The sequence below is a fragment of the Acinetobacter sp. D009 genome (assembly GCF_038562025.1).
Classification (GTDB): Bacteria; Pseudomonadota; Gammaproteobacteria; order Pseudomonadales; family Moraxellaceae; genus Acinetobacter; species Acinetobacter pittii.
Genome location: NZ_CP151886.1, coordinates 1,576,518 through 1,592,178, shown reverse-complemented (window position 1 = coordinate 1,592,178; position 15,661 = coordinate 1,576,518). Strand labels below are relative to the sequence as shown.

19 protein-coding genes are annotated in these 15,661 nt (G+C 37.4%); 12 read left to right on the top strand and 7 right to left on the bottom strand.

Annotated elements, in window-relative coordinates:
* Positions 1–20 precede the first annotated feature (20 nt).
* The 5 genes from AAC388_RS07530 (at position 21) to accC (ending at position 6,376) form a co-directional block, all read left to right on the top strand.
* Positions 21–2,270, top strand: a complete 2,250-nt coding sequence (locus AAC388_RS07530; protein WP_311083716.1) for a TonB-dependent receptor — start codon at positions 21–23, stop codon at positions 2,268–2,270.
* A 267-nt stretch (positions 2,271–2,537) separates the two neighbouring features.
* The gene (locus AAC388_RS07525) at positions 2,538–3,863 is read left to right on the top strand and encodes a Y-family DNA polymerase (RefSeq protein WP_342371432.1); all 1,326 of its coding nucleotides are present in this window, start codon (positions 2,538–2,540) and stop codon (positions 3,861–3,863) included.
* Positions 3,864–4,098: 235 nt separating this feature from the next.
* Complete coding sequence (gene aroQ, locus AAC388_RS07520; RefSeq protein WP_078220979.1) at positions 4,099–4,554, top strand: type II 3-dehydroquinate dehydratase; 456 nt, start codon at positions 4,099–4,101, stop codon at positions 4,552–4,554.
* Between the two features lie 17 nt (positions 4,555–4,571).
* Complete coding sequence (gene accB / locus AAC388_RS07515) at positions 4,572–4,991, top strand: acetyl-CoA carboxylase biotin carboxyl carrier protein (RefSeq protein ID WP_000354611.1); 420 nt, start codon at positions 4,572–4,574, stop codon at positions 4,989–4,991.
* A gap of 17 nt (positions 4,992–5,008) precedes the next feature.
* Complete coding sequence (accC, locus tag AAC388_RS07510; protein WP_002115704.1) at positions 5,009–6,376, top strand: acetyl-CoA carboxylase biotin carboxylase subunit; 1,368 nt, start codon at positions 5,009–5,011, stop codon at positions 6,374–6,376.
* Between the two features lie 47 nt (positions 6,377–6,423).
* On the opposite strand, the gene AAC388_RS07505 is transcribed toward accC, so the two are convergent.
* The 3 genes from AAC388_RS07505 to AAC388_RS07495 form a co-directional block, all read right to left on the bottom strand.
* Entirely contained in the window at positions 6,424–6,927 is a 504-nt protein-coding gene (locus AAC388_RS07505) for a hypothetical protein (RefSeq protein WP_078220980.1), read from the bottom strand.
* A 155-nt stretch (positions 6,928–7,082) separates the two neighbouring features.
* On the bottom strand, positions 7,083–8,246 hold the full coding sequence (locus tag AAC388_RS07500; RefSeq protein WP_078220981.1) for an MFS transporter: 1,164 nt from the start codon (positions 8,244–8,246) through the stop codon (positions 7,083–7,085).
* Positions 8,247–8,766: 520 nt separating this feature from the next.
* Positions 8,767–9,303: a hypothetical protein gene (locus AAC388_RS07495; RefSeq protein WP_155859644.1), complete on the bottom strand. Its 537-nt coding sequence runs from the start codon at positions 9,301–9,303 to the stop codon at positions 8,767–8,769.
* A 291-nt stretch (positions 9,304–9,594) separates the two neighbouring features.
* Here AAC388_RS07495 and AAC388_RS07490 point away from each other — a divergent pair, with 291 nt between their 5' ends.
* From AAC388_RS07490 to AAC388_RS07460, 7 genes are all read left to right on the top strand, one after another.
* Positions 9,595–10,239 (top strand): SOS response-associated peptidase family protein, encoded by a 645-nt coding sequence (locus tag AAC388_RS07490; RefSeq protein ID WP_060466255.1) that lies wholly within the window; start codon positions 9,595–9,597, stop codon positions 10,237–10,239.
* Between the two features lie 115 nt (positions 10,240–10,354).
* A complete protein-coding gene (umuD, locus tag AAC388_RS07485; RefSeq protein ID WP_005047213.1) occupies positions 10,355–10,855 on the top strand; it encodes a translesion error-prone DNA polymerase V autoproteolytic subunit in 501 nt (166 codons plus the stop codon).
* The gene (locus AAC388_RS07480) at positions 10,852–12,150 is read left to right on the top strand and encodes a Y-family DNA polymerase (RefSeq protein ID WP_227063352.1); all 1,299 of its coding nucleotides are present in this window, start codon (positions 10,852–10,854) and stop codon (positions 12,148–12,150) included. The genes umuD and AAC388_RS07480 overlap by 4 nt, the downstream gene beginning before the upstream one ends.
* Before the next feature lie 116 nt (positions 12,151–12,266).
* Positions 12,267–12,464 (top strand): hypothetical protein, encoded by a 198-nt coding sequence (locus AAC388_RS07475; protein WP_227063350.1) that lies wholly within the window; start codon positions 12,267–12,269, stop codon positions 12,462–12,464.
* Positions 12,461–12,847: a hypothetical protein gene (locus AAC388_RS07470; protein ID WP_227063348.1), complete on the top strand. Its 387-nt coding sequence runs from the start codon at positions 12,461–12,463 to the stop codon at positions 12,845–12,847. Before AAC388_RS07475 ends, AAC388_RS07470 begins: the two co-directional genes overlap by 4 nt.
* 79 nt (positions 12,848–12,926) lie before the next feature.
* Complete coding sequence (locus AAC388_RS07465) at positions 12,927–13,100, top strand: hypothetical protein (RefSeq protein ID WP_227063338.1); 174 nt, start codon at positions 12,927–12,929, stop codon at positions 13,098–13,100.
* Between the two features lie 57 nt (positions 13,101–13,157).
* Positions 13,158–14,060 (top strand): tyrosine-type recombinase/integrase, encoded by a 903-nt coding sequence (locus AAC388_RS07460; RefSeq protein ID WP_227063336.1) that lies wholly within the window; start codon positions 13,158–13,160, stop codon positions 14,058–14,060.
* Positions 14,061–14,240: 180 nt separating this feature from the next.
* Here the strand turns inward: AAC388_RS07460 and AAC388_RS07455 are convergent, their stop codons facing one another.
* From AAC388_RS07455 to AAC388_RS07440, 4 genes are read right to left on the bottom strand one after another with little or no spacing between them, the layout of a single operon-like run.
* Positions 14,241–14,558, bottom strand: coding sequence for a DUF6527 family protein (locus AAC388_RS07455; RefSeq protein ID WP_227063334.1), 318 nt, complete (start codon positions 14,556–14,558; stop codon positions 14,241–14,243).
* Complete coding sequence (locus AAC388_RS07450; RefSeq protein WP_227063332.1) at positions 14,559–15,104, bottom strand: N-acetylmuramidase; 546 nt, start codon at positions 15,102–15,104, stop codon at positions 14,559–14,561.
* Positions 15,105–15,161: 57 nt separating this feature from the next.
* A complete protein-coding gene (locus AAC388_RS07445) occupies positions 15,162–15,335 on the bottom strand; it encodes a hypothetical protein (RefSeq protein WP_226381308.1) in 174 nt (57 codons plus the stop codon).
* Positions 15,336–15,372: 37 nt separating this feature from the next.
* A complete protein-coding gene (locus AAC388_RS07440) occupies positions 15,373–15,657 on the bottom strand; it encodes a phage holin (protein WP_227063330.1) in 285 nt (94 codons plus the stop codon).
* Positions 15,658–15,661 lie beyond the last annotated feature (4 nt).

Here is a 15,661-nt window from a genome sequence, read left to right as displayed (position 1 = left end):
ATCACTCTCAGGGCGAGACAATGGGAAATAAGATAAAAAGTCACAAACTTTTTACGAGGAAGTCTGAAGTAAAAAATATCATTCCACTCCTTTCACTTGGTGGGGCCATTATTCTTTCCAATTCAGCTTTTGCTGCTTCACCTGCTGAAACTACAGAAACAGAAAAGAAACCCGAAGCTCTCCCGACAATTACAATTACTGCTTCACGCGCAGATGAACTCTCTACCTCTGCCAAACAAGTCACCAAGCTAGATGAAAAACAAATTGAACTTTTAAGAAATGGTTCATCTGGAAGTATTGCAACCGTTTTAGCAAAAGCCGTACCGGGCCTGTCAGATTCAAGCCGAACCATTACCGATTACGGTCAAACTTTACGTGGCCGTAATGCCCTCATCTTGGTCGATGGCGTACCAATGAACCTTACACGTGACACATCACGCGGACTTTCAGCAATTGACCCTGAAAGCATTGCCAACATTGAAGTGATTCGAGGCAGCAACGCAATTTATGGTGGCGGTGCTTCTGGCGGTATTATTTCAATTACCACAAAAGCTGCGGGTGGCGAACCTACAGCAAAAACAGTCGTTGGGCTTCAAACACCTTTAACAAATTTCCGTTCTAATGCTTTAAGTGGCGATATTCATCAATATTTCACAGGCAGCTTTAACGCTTTTGACTATGCACTCGACTTTGGTTACCAACGTATTGGTAGCCCGTACGATGCAAGTGGTGACCGTGTTGCACCTGAACCTAGTCAGGGCGATTTATATGATGCCGATGCTTACAGCGTAGGTGGTAAACTTGGTTATCATATTGATGACAATCAATACTTACAATTTGCTGCAAACTACTATAATGCCGAGCAAGACTCAGATTATGCATCTGACACAAGTGTTAAGAATACCCCTGCCGGAACTGTACCAGCCAAAGCCATTAAAGGCTTAAAGCTTAAAGACCAGACTAAAAACGAAAACCAAATCTACAATTTAACCTATAACCATAAAGACTTTTTTGGCAATAAAGTTGATGCTCAAATTTATTACCGTGACTTCTTTACCCGTTTTTCACCATTTGACGCACGTGTTGCTCCAGGTAAAGTCAGCCCACGTGGTGGACAAGTGGATCAGGTTTATCAAGAAAATAACGTACTCGGTAGCCGCTTAACTGTGACCACACCGCTTGAGTTTTTAGGTGATACATCCCTAGTTTGGGGTGGTGACTTTAGCCGCGAAAAAAGCGAAATGCCTTTAGATATTTTCGATCCTGATATTTATGATCAATCTGGTGGCTTAGAGTTTGTAAAAATTGGCAAACTTATTTATTTACCTGAACTTACCACGCAAAGTTTGGGTGGCTTTGTACAGTTAAAACACCGCTTTAATGACCAATGGTCAGCAGAAGCTGGTACGCGTTATGAAGACAGCTATGCCCAAATTGATAGCTTTGTTCCATTATCACAATTAGGTAAGCCTAACCCTTACACCGTTGAGGGCGGAAAAGTAAAAGCTGATGCATGGTTATACAATGCTAATGTGACTTTCTCTCCAAATGATCAACACTCGATTTATGCATCATTCAACCAAGGTTTCCAGTTGCCTGATGTCGGTGTAGTCATTCGCAATGCCAGCACAGGTTTTAACCTTGGTTCATCATTCTTAGAACCTGTAAAAGTTGATAACTATGAGTTAGGCTGGAAAGGAAACTTCAATAACTTCTCTTCAAGTTTAGCTGTATTCCACTCTACTTCTGACCTTGGCGCTGTGCAACCAGTAAGTAATAGTTTGGATATGACTAGAACGAAAGAGAAAGTCACTGGTGTTGAAGCAACTTTTGACTATCTTGACGATTCCAATGTTTGGGGAACTGGTGGTAGCGTTACTTGGATGAAAGGCCGTGAAAAACCGCAAAACGGTACCGAACAAGACATGACAGGCTTCCGTATTCCACCATTAAAACTCACAGCTTACGTTTCTTATAGTCCAACTGAAACTTGGACGAATCGTCTACAAGCTACTTACTTCGGTTCAGAAGATTACCGCTTAAACGGTGTAAATAGTTTTGGTCGCTATGATGTAAAAACTTATACAACAGCAGATTTAATCAGTAGCTTTGCGCTTAACAAAAAAGACACTGTGACGATTGGTTTAGAGAACATGTTTAACCGCAAGTACTATCCTCTCTATAGCCAATTATTAAGATCGGGTAATAATACGAGCCATTTAGTGGCAAATGGTGCAACGCTGAAAGTTTCTTATAGCCATAAGTGGTAATCAAAAACTGACATTGAATGTGTCACAAAAAGGAGATCCATGCGATCTCCTTTTTTTATTAAAAATATTAATTCTTTATCTATTTTTTCCATGGTTAACCTAAGTTAAACCCACAGAACCACCCTAGTATTCTGCTAAAAATTTTGTTAACTTGATTTTGTTACATATTCAAGATGCAACTTTTTCATCAAATACTTCCTCCCACTGTGTTTATGAAAACAATATCAATATGTAGTTTTACCAATATTCTTAATGGGGCAAATCATAATGGAAATCTCACACCGCGAAATTTACGCGCTCGTAGACATTAATAACTGCTATGTGAGTTGTGAGCGGCTATTTAATCCCAAACTTATTGGCCTACCAGTCGTAGTACTTTCTAACAACGACGGCTGTGTTGTATCACGTAGTGAAGAAGCAAAAAATATGGGTATCAAAATGGGTATTCCATGGTATCAGATCGAACAAGAAGCTCTTCAAGCAGGTGTACACGTCTATTCAAGCAACTACACTTTATATGCTGAAATGTCACGTCGCTTTTTTTCAGTTCTTGGTGAGTTTTTCTCGCCCGATGATTTAGAAGCTTATTCTATAGATGAATGTTTTATTCGTCTTACCCCTTACCTTCAATCTCTAGATATTCATTCTTATTGTGTCAAAGTCGTAGAAACCTTAGAAGAATGGCTAAGCTTACCTTGTTGTATTGGCATCGGATATTCAAAAACTCAAGCAAAATTAGCCAATCACTATGCTAAAAAAATTAGAAGCTTTAATAGAATTTGTAATTTCACCACTTTAGATCCTCTGCTTCTTGAAGACCTCATGCAACACACATCAGTTAAAGAAGTCTGGGGAATTGGCTACCAATTAGTCAAACAATTACGTAGCTATGAGATTTATTCATGCTTAGACTTAACTTTTGCCAATGAGCATCATCTAGCAAAAGCTTTTTCTGTGGTTATGGCACGTACCATTCGTGAGCTAAAAGGCCAATCCTGTATTCAACTCGACGATCCTGCTATTGTCACCAAACGAATTTTAGCATCACGCAGTTTTGCTCAAGCTTTGTCCAGCATTGAAATTATTAAGCAAGCACTTATTTTTCATCTTAACCGAGCTCATCGCCGTTTAATGAAACAAGAACAGCTGTGCGCCTACGTTCAGGTCATGCTTTATGAAAAAATAGATAAACCACCTTATAAAAAAGCGTCTTCTCAAGCGATAGGCTTAAATTATGCCACAGATGATTTATGCATATTAACAAAAGCAGCCATGCAGCAAATTGATGTTTTATATAAAGAAAATAAAAAATATATAAAGATTGGAGTTTTATTTTGTGGTTTGCATCCTCGTCAACATCACATTGATGATTTATGGCAACCTCTTGAGTTGATTCAGCAAAGACAACAATTAATGCAAACGCTCAGCACAGTTCGTAACCGATTTGGCAGTCACTATTTACAAGTCGGTTATCATTCCCGTAATCCATCTTGGCACATGAAACAATGTCACCGTTCAAAAAATTATCTAACTCGATGGAATGAGCTATTAGTGATTGGAGAGAACTCTATAGCCGTTACACAAAATACATGAACTGTTTTTGTCAATTCAGTTTAAAATAAGCTCCATTAAATTACTTGAAATTTTGTCATTTTTTAACATTGCTAAATCATCGCAAAATTTACAATATATAAGCCGAATTTGGTATACCCTTTCTGCGACGATGAAAACAAATTATAAAAAAATTGTAGAAACATATGCCATAATAAGCAAACTTTGCAGACATCTTGCAAAGAATATTTGCAACTTTAGAGCTGGAGCAATCTGAATGAGTTCGACCATTTTGGTGATTCATGGACCGAATTTGAATTTGCTGGGAAAACGCGAACCAGAAGTATATGGTCATCTTACCTTAGATGATATTAACCAACAACTTATTAGCCAAGCTCAACAAGCTTCACTCACATTAGATACTTTTCAAAGCAACTGGGAAGGTGCCATTGTTGATCGTATTCATCAGGCACAAACTGAAGGCGTAAAACTTATTATTATCAACCCTGCAGCCCTCACCCATACATCTGTTGCTCTACGCGATGCCCTACTTGGCGTTGCCATTCCATTTATTGAAGTACATTTGTCGAATGTCCATGCAAGAGAGACATTCAGACATCATTCTTATTTATCTGATAAAGCAATTGGCGTGATTTGTGGTTTAGGTGCAAAAGGCTATCGCTTTGCACTCGATTACGCTATTGAAAAAATTCAACCATCTAACCCAAACTAGTTTAGGAATAGTCGCCCATGGATATCCGCAAAATTAAGAAACTCATCGATTTAATGATTGAGTCTGACTTGCAAGCGATCGAAGTTAAAGAAGGTGATCAATCAATCGCTTTAACTCGTCGCAATCCTGTCGTTGCTGCGGCTGGTGTAGCACTTCCGGCTGCTCCTGTTGCAGAAGCACCAGTTGCAAAAACACCGCGTGGAGCAGTTGAAACTTCTCCAATGGTTGGCGTGTTCTACGCTGCTCCAAGCCCAGGTGAAGCACCATTTGTTAAAGTAGGCCAAACAGTATCTGCTGGTGAAACTTTGGGTATTATTGAAGCAATGAAAATCATGAACCCAATTGAAGCAACTCAAAGCGGCGTGATTGAAGAAATTTTAGTGAAAAATGGTGAAGTTATCCAATTCGGTCAACCTTTATTCCGTTATCGCGCGTAATTACCCCGGGGACGTCTATGTTGCAAAAAGTTTTAATTGCAAACCGTGGTGAAATCGCTTTACGTATTACCCGGGCTTGTAAAACATTAGGAATCAAGACTGTTGGTATCTATTCAGATGCCGACAAGGATTTGATGCATTTACGTTTTGTTGATGAAGCAGTATGTATTGGTCCGGGCGCAAGTAGTGATAGCTATTTAAATATCCCGGCAATTATTACTGCTGCAGAAATTACCGGTGCTGATGCTATTCACCCGGGTTATGGTTTCCTTTCAGAAAATGCTGAGTTTGCTGAAATTGTAGAAAGTTCAGGCTTTACTTTTATTGGCCCACGTCCAGAACATATCCGCCTTATGGGGAATAAAGTTTCTGCGATTGTTGCCATGAAAAAAGCTGGCGTACCTACTGTACCAGGTTGCGACCATGCAGTAACTATCCACAATGCCTTGGCAGAAGCGAAAGAAATCGGCTTCCCGCTTATTGTTAAAGCGGCTTCTGGTGGTGGTGGTCGTGGTATGCGTATTGTTGAGCGTGTAGATACACTACTTGAATCAGTTCAAGCAGCGCAGCGCGATGCAGAAATGTGGTTCGGTGATGATACCGTTTACATGGAACGCTTCTTACAAAAACCTCGCCATGTCGAAGTTCAAGTTCTTGGTGATGGTAATGGTCATGCAATTCATTTATATGACCGCGACTGTTCATTACAACGTCGCCATCAAAAAGTACTAGAAGAAGCACCTGCACCAAACCTACCAGAGCAAGCTCGAGCTGATATTTTAGAAGCTTGTGTTCATGCATGTCAGTTGATGCAGTATCGTGGTGCTGGTACGTTTGAATTCTTATTTGAAGACGGTGAATTCTTCTTCATTGAAATGAATACTCGTGTTCAGGTAGAGCACCCTGTAACTGAAATGGTTACTGGTGTCGATATTATTGAACAACAGTTACGTATTGCTGGTGGCCTAGGACTAGAGCTTCAACAAGAAGATATCAAAGTTCAAGGACATGCAATTGAATGCCGTATCAATGCAGAAGATCCTACAACCTTCTTACCTTCACCAGGTAAAATTGAAAGTTTCTATGCGCCAGGCGGCGCTGGTATTCGTTTAGATTCTCATATCTACCCAGAATACAGCATTCCACCTTACTATGACTCTATGATTGCTAAATTGATTTCTCATGGTAAAGACCGTGAAACTTCAATTGCTCGTATGCGTCAAGCGTTAGATGAAATGATCCTTACAGGAATTAAAACAAATATTCCTCTACATAAAGATCTTATTTTGCAAGATAAGAGCTTCTGCTCTCAAGCAATGGATATCCATTACCTTGAAAAACACTTGTTAAAGCAAGTCGAAGAAAAGAAAGCTGAAACTGCATAATAAAAAAAGCCTCTTATTTTTAAGAGGCTTTTTTTATATCTATAATTTTATGGTAATACCCGACGTAAAGTCGCAAAGCACTGCTCACCTTTAGCTGTTGAACAGAAATTGATTGTATGGTCGTTTTTCCATTGTACAAAATACTGTGAGACATCACCTGTTTGGTCTTGTCTCTGACCAGAACAATCTACTTTATTATTGTCAAATTTAATTTGCATTACTAAAGCGGCTAGCTGCTCTTTAGGGTCATCAGATGGTTGATATTCATAAATACCATAAGACCATTCCTGACCGCTTTTGATCACTACATCATTACTACTACGAAAGTTATAATATTCCACACATTTCTTATTATTTGGAATTTCCATTCCCCATAATCCCATAATTTCAGGGCGCGTAACAATACGTATAGCATTAGGATTACTTGCGGTCCGAACGGGTTGTTCAGCTGGCTGTTGAGTAGCCGTTTCTGCCACAGCTAAACCAGAACAAGCCCACAATAATCCAATAATATAAATATTTTTCATAGATTTATTAATCATTAAACGCATGAAGTTAAGTTAGCATATTTTTTGACAAAATCACTGCTCCATAACCATATAAAAACAATATTTTTCAACTGTAACGTGCTACAACAAGTCATCAAACAATTTTATATTTACTTGTTTTTTTCAATATAAATTCTTTGTTTTGTATTATCTCAAACTTAGGCGGTTGAAGAATCGACTTGTTTCGGAAGCCACTTTACAAAGCACAAACCTAAGAGCACAACCACGCTGGCACACATAAAGATGAGTTCACCAGAAAAAGTTTTCCAGAAATGCCCAGCCAGAACACTACCAAAAGCGACACCTAACCCCCACATGGTGCTATAAAGTGCTTGTCCACGCCCTTGCTGTCCAGCAGAAAAGTTTTGAAAAATAACTCTCATTGCGATCAAGTGAAATAAACCAAAACTAAAGGCATGTAAGCACTGCGCAAAAAGTTGACCAATAAAATAATGTGAAAATACTGCAACTAGCATCCAACGTATGCTCGTCACTAGCAGACACACTATCACTAAACTGCGCCACGAAAAACGTTGAAAAATCTTTGAGGCAATTGAAAACATAAAAATTTCAGCAAAAACGCCCATGGCCCATAAAAATCCAATTTCAGTCGTACTGAAATTCAAAGATTTCAGAAAATTACTATAAAAACTATAAAAAGGCGCATGTGAAAAAAGTAGAATAAATTCAATTGCAAAAAATGCAGCCACTGTTGGGCGCTTAAGAACAGGAAGTAAAGGTTCTAAATGTTTTTGGGAAGTAGGCGCGCTATCAGGTTCGCGGATTGTAAAAGACCAAATAAATGCTAGCGACGCGATAATTAATAGTAAAATTGGGAGCATTGAAATATGCACTATTTCTAAAATAGCCCCAATAGTGAATACCCCAACAATAAACCCAACCGATCCCCACTTACGAATTTTGCCGTAAAGTTTAGCTTTTTGATCACCCAACCAAAATAAAGTCACTCCCTCAAATTGAGCTAAAATCGCATTTTGAAAGAAACTAAAAATAAGCATAAGCAAAGCAACTGATTGAAAAGTATTTGGTACTATAAAAATAGCCAACCATATACATGACTCCATCCAAGTTGCTATCCGAACAAGCAACATCCGCCTACCAGATTTATCAGCAATCCACCCCCAAACTAAAGGCGCAAAAAAACGAGTTACAATCGCAATTGATGATAAAACACCAATTTCTTGATAATTAAATCCCTGATCTTGAAGATATAAATTCCAATACGGCATGAATGTACCCACAATGGAATAGTAGAAAAAGTAGAATCCTGACAGTCTAGCTGTGATTGTTAATGGTTGCATTCGGTTGCTTTATCTTGCATTTTCAAATAGTTAATCATAATTAAAGTTGCATCCGCTTGTACCACAATGCTGTATTTTGCAATTCAACAGTCTACAAATCAGTCTACAAATTTATTTTTCAATTAATTTAAAAAAATTTGTAGACTGCATGCTTTTTAAGCAAAACACACCCAACTTTCAAACCTGAGTAATTCTATCATTTTGAATAAGTTATAAATGAATTATTATCGATTCTTAGTTGATAGTTGTTTTTTATTAAGAGTGAGTGAAGAACTTATGAAAGATTGGGTTTACTTCTATATCGAGTACACAATTAAGTATGGCGAACCATTCTTTAAAGAGGCAGGCTGGTCATTAGGTTTGGAAAATAATTATGTAGTTGTGAGCATGATACGAAGCTAGATAAAGACAAGAGAGTTTATCAGGCCTATTCAGCAGCCGAATTGATTGATAGTAATAGTATTTTACTGTTTTCAATACAATAGTTAATAAATCTTTATTCAGGCAAGGCTTTTTTATCTCATTTATGATATAAAAAATACCATGCTCCATGTGTTATTAAAGGGGAGATTAAAAATAAAACCCAAACCCATGTAAGCTTTTTTTCATTTAATATTGTGATAATTGCTAAATAAAAAGAAAAAACAAAAAGAACATAAAATATAGATCCTCCCCACTTAACAACAGATAACCAATGCCCGTGATTCTGCTCTATACTAGTAAAATAATCATAAATATTGGTGGTAAAATGAAGGGGCTTATAAAAAAGATAATTAAATGCAAGTAAAATATGACTAGTTACTGGTTCAAATTCATCCCAATTTTTCATTGATTTCCAAGCTATTCCACCTACAGCAATAACTATTACAGCTTCAATAGAGATTCCTGGGGCAGGTGTAATATTATGATCATGCTGAGTATGAGTGCGAGTTATTGGAGTGTTTTTATTTTGCATTGCAGTTCTATAGTTATCAGCGCAATGACCTGAACAAAATACTTTATTATAGTTATCCGTAGAAAATCTAGTTCCACAATAATTACAGCTATTTGTATACATACCCTACCCAAAATAAATAAAAATCTTTTTTATATAAATTATTATAACATTTAATAATAATTACAAATATTAAATCCTAAGAATGCTGCTAAATTATTTTTTGCAAATTTATTTATAATACTTTTGTATAAGGTAGATGCAAAAATAATATTATTAATAAGTCAGCAGATTCTAGATGATAAAAGTCTAACATCCTTTTGAATTTTTAATGATTGCTCATTGATCAATTTTTCACAATTTCCTATAGTCATTGTTTATAAAGAATAAATAAGCTTAATAGGGATATAAAAAATGTGCTCAAACTACGAACCAATCGCAAAAGATAGAATTCACTTGCTGGATCTGTTTGAGCCAACATTTGAATATAAATCTCATATCTATCCTAACTATGAAGCTCCCCTTTTATTCTCTAAAAAAGAACAAATGGAATGGCGATTAGCACGCTTCGGCTTAGTCGCCCCATGGGTTAAGGAACTTAAGAAAGTTCATAACACTTACAACGCAAGAACTGAGACAGTTCACGAAAAGCCCAGCTTCCGAAATGCTTGGAAGAAAAACCAATTCTGTTTAATACCTGCCGATGTAATTTTTGAACCAAAGTACATCAACAATAAGCCGGAATGGTGGGGAATCTATCGAAAAGATGATATGCCTTTTACAATTGCTGGTATTTATGAATATGCGGTAGTAAACGGTGAAGAAATCAGATCCATGAGTATGCTGACCATTAATTCTGATCACCACCCTTTCATGAAGCAATTCCATGCCCCTACTGATGAAAAGCGCTCTATCATTGTTATTCCACCAGAGCTAAGAGATGACTGGCTACACTGCAAACATGAAGAAGCTAAGGAGTTTTTCTTAGATATGCCTGCTGATGAGTTCGTAGCACAACCAAGGTCAGAATTGAAGAAATTCCGACCAAATGCGCAATGAAGCGCGACAAGTTACGACTAGTCATTATTTATCCACAACTTTTTAAATTTGAAATTTAACTAAGCTCTAGCATATCATCTTGAATATGTTACAAATTCAAGTTAGTGGGTATTCTATGAGCGAAATTGCACCATCCATAATCCAGATAAAACCATATCTACAAAGTAGTATTGTTTTGTCTGAAGCCTTATCAATCAAGCAAGTTATACCAACCACTCACATGCTTGTCCCTTACGCTTTAGAAAAAATATCTGCTGGCTTCCCTAGCCCTGCACAGGATTACATAGACAAAGCGCTTGATATGAATGAGCACTTAATCAAAAACGAAACTGCAACCTTTATTGTCAAAGTTGCATCTTTATCTATGTTGAATGCAGGAATCGAAATTGATGACGAACTAATTGTCGATCGTAGTTTAGATGCCAAACACGGCGATATTGTAGTCGCACTAATCGATAATGATTTTACAGTTAAGCGCCTGATGATTGATGAATCGGGTCAGTGGCTTAAAGCAGAAAACCCTGAATATAAAAATATTTATCTGGCAGATGGTCAGGAACTAATTATCTGGGGCGTTGTCACTCATATCATTAAAATGACAAGAAAAAGATCATGAAACATGAGAACAAAGTCTTTTTTTTGATTGACGTCAATAACATGTACGTCGCTTGTGAGAGAGTCTTTGACCCAAGTTTGAACAATAAGCCTGTGATTGTTCTCAGCAATAACGATGGGTGTGCCGTAGCGCGTAGCAATGAATCTAAAGCGTTAGGCATTAAAATGGGTGTGCCGTTATTCCAAATTAAAGACATAGTTAAGCAACACAATGTAGTCGTTTTATCTAGTAACTATGCAATGTATGCAGAAATGTCGAGACGTTTTCATACGATCCTTGGTTCATATGTAACGGATGAAGAAGTTGAGCCATACTCGATTGATGAGTGCTTTGTTGATTTCACAGCTTATGAGAAGAACTTTGATTTAGAAAAAGTTGGTCAGCAAATGCGTCAACAAATATGGAAATGGTTAGGTCTTCCAGTCTGCGTAGGTATTGGCAGAAGTAAAACAGAATCGAAAATTGCAAATCACATTGCAAAGAAAAACCCCGGCTTTAACAGTGTTTGTGATCTCGTAAACATGGATCCTTGCAACAAAGAATATTATTTCTCATTAATTGAAGTAGCTGAAGTTTGGGGCGTGGGTCGTAAGCACTCTAAAAAGTTGCAAGGTATGGGAATCAAAACAGTATTGGATCTAGCTTGTACAGAAGCACGTGAAATGCAGCGACAGTTTTCTATAGTAATGGCTCGTACAATTAATGAACTACAAGGCATCTCATGTATTGAGATTGAAGACACCCCGCCATCAAAAAAACAAATTATTAAATCATGTTCCTTTGGAGCTAAAGTAACTGAGCTTGATGATTTGAAAGAAGCTATAGCAATGCATGCACAAGAAGCATGTAAGCGATTGCGTGATGAAGAGTCACTGTGTGGTTGTCTACTTGTATTTGTTCAATCAAGCCTATTTGATGAAAGTGCCCCTTATTATAATAAATCAATCACAGGTTCGTTCTCTGAACCTACAGATAGCGCTTTAGATTTCGTAAAAGCTGCAACCAAAATGGTATCTCACATTTATAAAGAAGGTATTAAGTATAAAAAGTGCGGCGTGATACTAACTGGGCTAGAACCTAAATCTGGCCATACCTATGACCTATTAACCGACTTTGAAATGATAGAAAAGAAAGAACAATTGATGAAGGCGCTTGATAACGTGCACACAAAATTCGGAAAGAAAAAGCTCGGTGTTGGTCCTTGTTATATACCTGGTCGAACTTGGTGGATGTCGAGAGATAAACTGACTAAAAACCCCTTTAGATTTGATGAACTATTAACCATAAAAAATTAAAAAATAATTCACTTAAATATTGACCAATATATCGTACTACGATATATTTTATTCATCGAGATAGAGATTGCGGCTCAATGACTCTTGATGAACTTAATCTAAGCGAGGAAATAAATATGAAAACTTTAACAATCTTAAGCAAAGTCACTAAAGATGCTAAAGCTACAGCTAAATATGATGAATCTCTCAAAAGCGGTGATGTAATTACCTACCGCAATGAAGATGGTGCGATAGTTGAAGGTATCGTATCTTATGCTAAAAAGTGGCAGTCTCAACGTTATTCAAATCTTCCAGCAGTAGAGATTGAAAAATGAAAGAGTTTAATTTTGTCTTCAGAAACCCACTCTCTCGAGTAAATCATTCTCTAGCTGATTCAATTCCATCAGATACCTCACATGATATTTATCCTGATGATCATAAAGTAGCGAATGCAATTGCTGATTATGCCGGTGGTTTAAATGATTGCGCATACATTATTAGTGAATGGACTAGGAATAGACTTCTAAAAGAGTATGGAGAATCTAGATATTTAGAAAAGATTAAAATTGATGGCCGTCTTTTTTTTATTGTTACTATTCACTATGAAAAGCTAGCTATACAAATGGCCGATGGTTCAAAAAAATATAGGCAAACTTGGGATTCCCCGATGCGACAAATAAAGGAATTAAATATCCCAAGTTATATGCCTAAGAAATAAGCGAAGCCCCGATTGCGGCGGGGCTTCCCATCTAAGCGATGGTCAATGTAAAAATATTCTCGATTCAAGGTGAAGTCAAGTGGATAACTCAGCGGCTGATAAAGCTAAAAAGAAATATGAAGCCAAACGGAAAATTAAATCTGTACCTATCTTAATTGATAAAGAAGCTGATTTGTTGGCTTTCGCAGATAATCTTGATGACTTTGCTAATTGGGTTAAAGACAAAATCAGAGAAGAACTCTCGAAAAAATAAACTGTGCTCGCCTGCACTATCGCTTAGATAGATTATATTTTTTTAGCGAGCATTAACATGAAAACCCTTAATGAAGTATTCAAGGATTTCTTTGAATACAATAAACCTCTTTGGAGCAATCGAACTCGTCTTTATAAAAAACAAGCTTATAGAGATCATGTAAAGCCCTTTCTAGGAAAAACCAAAGTTAATGAAATCAAACCAATTGATATTCTAAAAGTTCTTAAGATTTTAGAAGATGAAGGGAAAACCAAAACCACAAAATTTGTTCTGCAAATGCTAAGAAAATGCTTTCATTTAGCTGTAGCAAGTGCCTACTGTGATTTTAATCCGGCAACATCACTCACTGATGCCCTAAAGCCTCACCAAACTAAAAACCACCCATTTATTTCAGAATCAAGAATGCCTTTTCTTTTTAAAGCATTAAAAGAAGACGGCCGTTTAGATTTGGAATTTAAAGTAGCATTTCTATTAGTTACTTATACAGCTGTAAGGGTGAATGAAGCATGTAAGGCTAGATGGCCAGAATTCAGCTTTAAACAGGAACGTTGGAGTATTCCAGCTTCACGAATGAAACGAAGAAGACCACACGTAGTTCCCCTTCCTAAGCAGGTAATTGAAATTCTACTTATGTGGAAGGATAAATGCCCGTCTAATGTTTTGGTATTTCCTGAGCTCAAAGATATTAATAAACCAATGTACTCAATCCGTCTTATAAATGCGATTAATAAGACATCATACAAGGGCAAACAAACAGTTCATGGATTGCGAGGTAGGTTTTCTACTTCAGCTTATGAGTCAGAATTGTGGCGGGATGATGCAATTGAAATGAGTCTGGCACATGCAGTACGGGGTACTAAAGGTATTTATAATAAGGCTACCTATTTCAGTGAGCGCCAGAAACTCATGCAATGGTATGCCAATAAAGTTGAGAAATGGTCAAAAGATTTTTTGATATAAATTGCCAACCATTTAAATTGTGCATTTTTTGCTCAAAAGTAATTAATTTTGTTAAATATGAGCAAATATTTTCTCAATGAAAGCCCTCATTAGAGGGCTTTTACACAAATACCTACATTAACATTGCTATTGATCGTATGCGCGGAGCATCCTGATAATAGGATACATAACATCAAAAACTTAAACATCGATCGGAACCATGTCGACCGTTTGACCAGCCAATTCGTGATGACAGTCAGATAAAAATTGAATCTTCCCGTCAGTCAAAAACAGATGGCATCGGCTTGCTGGATAATGGTCATTAACAAGTAAAGAAGGTGTAAACGTTGGCTTATTTATATCGCCGTTAAAATCCCAAGTACTGGCATTATGATGTGCACCTTCTTTCACATGAAATGGATGTAAATATTTACAACCAGGGCACTTAAACATATAGATGCCGCTGCTCCAGTACTCAAGATAAGGAGTAAGCTCAGTGACTGTTTCAGCTTGAGTCATTTAGATCACCACTCTATTAGAAATCCAGCCATAGAAAAATTGTTCCTGGCTTGGATTACGTTCACAGATTTCTATGTAGCGTTGGCCTTGCATAATATTAAGTACTCGTTCCAGCACTTTTTCACCTTCTTTCCCGCGTTTGGCCAGATAAGTTTTGAGAGCATTTAACGTAGCAGGTCCATAAATTCCGTCGACCGCAAGATCTGGCCACCCTGCTTTTCCCTGATTGTTCAATAGATTTAATGCGCGCTGTAAAAGGGGTTTTGCAAAACCGGTACCACAATTTACTCCTGTGTCTAACAACTCCTCAGCAACTGCAGAAGAAACAGCATTAACCTGGTCAAAACGCGGAGCTGTCCAATAGTTTTTGCGATAAATAGACTTGGCCATATCAAGCGACAAGTCCTTCATGTTTCCTTTAAATCCGTTTGCTCGAGCAACTGCTTCAGTAATGCCGTACTTAGTTGCACCACCACGATCTGCGGGGTTATTTACATACCCCCCTTCACGTTTAATAAGTTCTTCAAGATATTGTTCAATATTCATTTCAGTTTCCTTTAGATGTAAAAAAACCGCTCGAAGGCGGCATTTCAAGTTGAATAGTTACTGTTGATTTGAATCTTCAGCTTCTTTCTTTTGCTTATTTGTAGATCCAAAATAGAAAGCGATTACGGCGCTAGATAAACCTAGTAAAGTTCCCAGAGAAACGTTTAATAAGTCTCTGTTTTTGTCTGGATATTCAATAAAGAACAAACCAAGAACACAGAGGAATGACATAGCAATAACCATGTATGCCAAATATGTCCGGGTGTTTTCACTGTTCATCATTATCCCCTTTTAAACGTTTTTTAGTAAGTTCATATTGCTTCGTTTGAAGCGCATGAATCTCGTCCTTACGCTTTTCATCTCGCTTCTTGAAATAAAGGTTCGTTAGAAAGGTTGCTATACCGATTAAGATTGAAAAGACAACGGCCCAATCAATTTTACCTATTACACCGATCAAGCTGCCTCCCACTACATAGCCATAAGTGAATTTTGTTGCAGTTGCGGCAGCCGTACTTGCAGCTGCTTCGACTACGCTATTTGTTTGATCGTTCATGCAT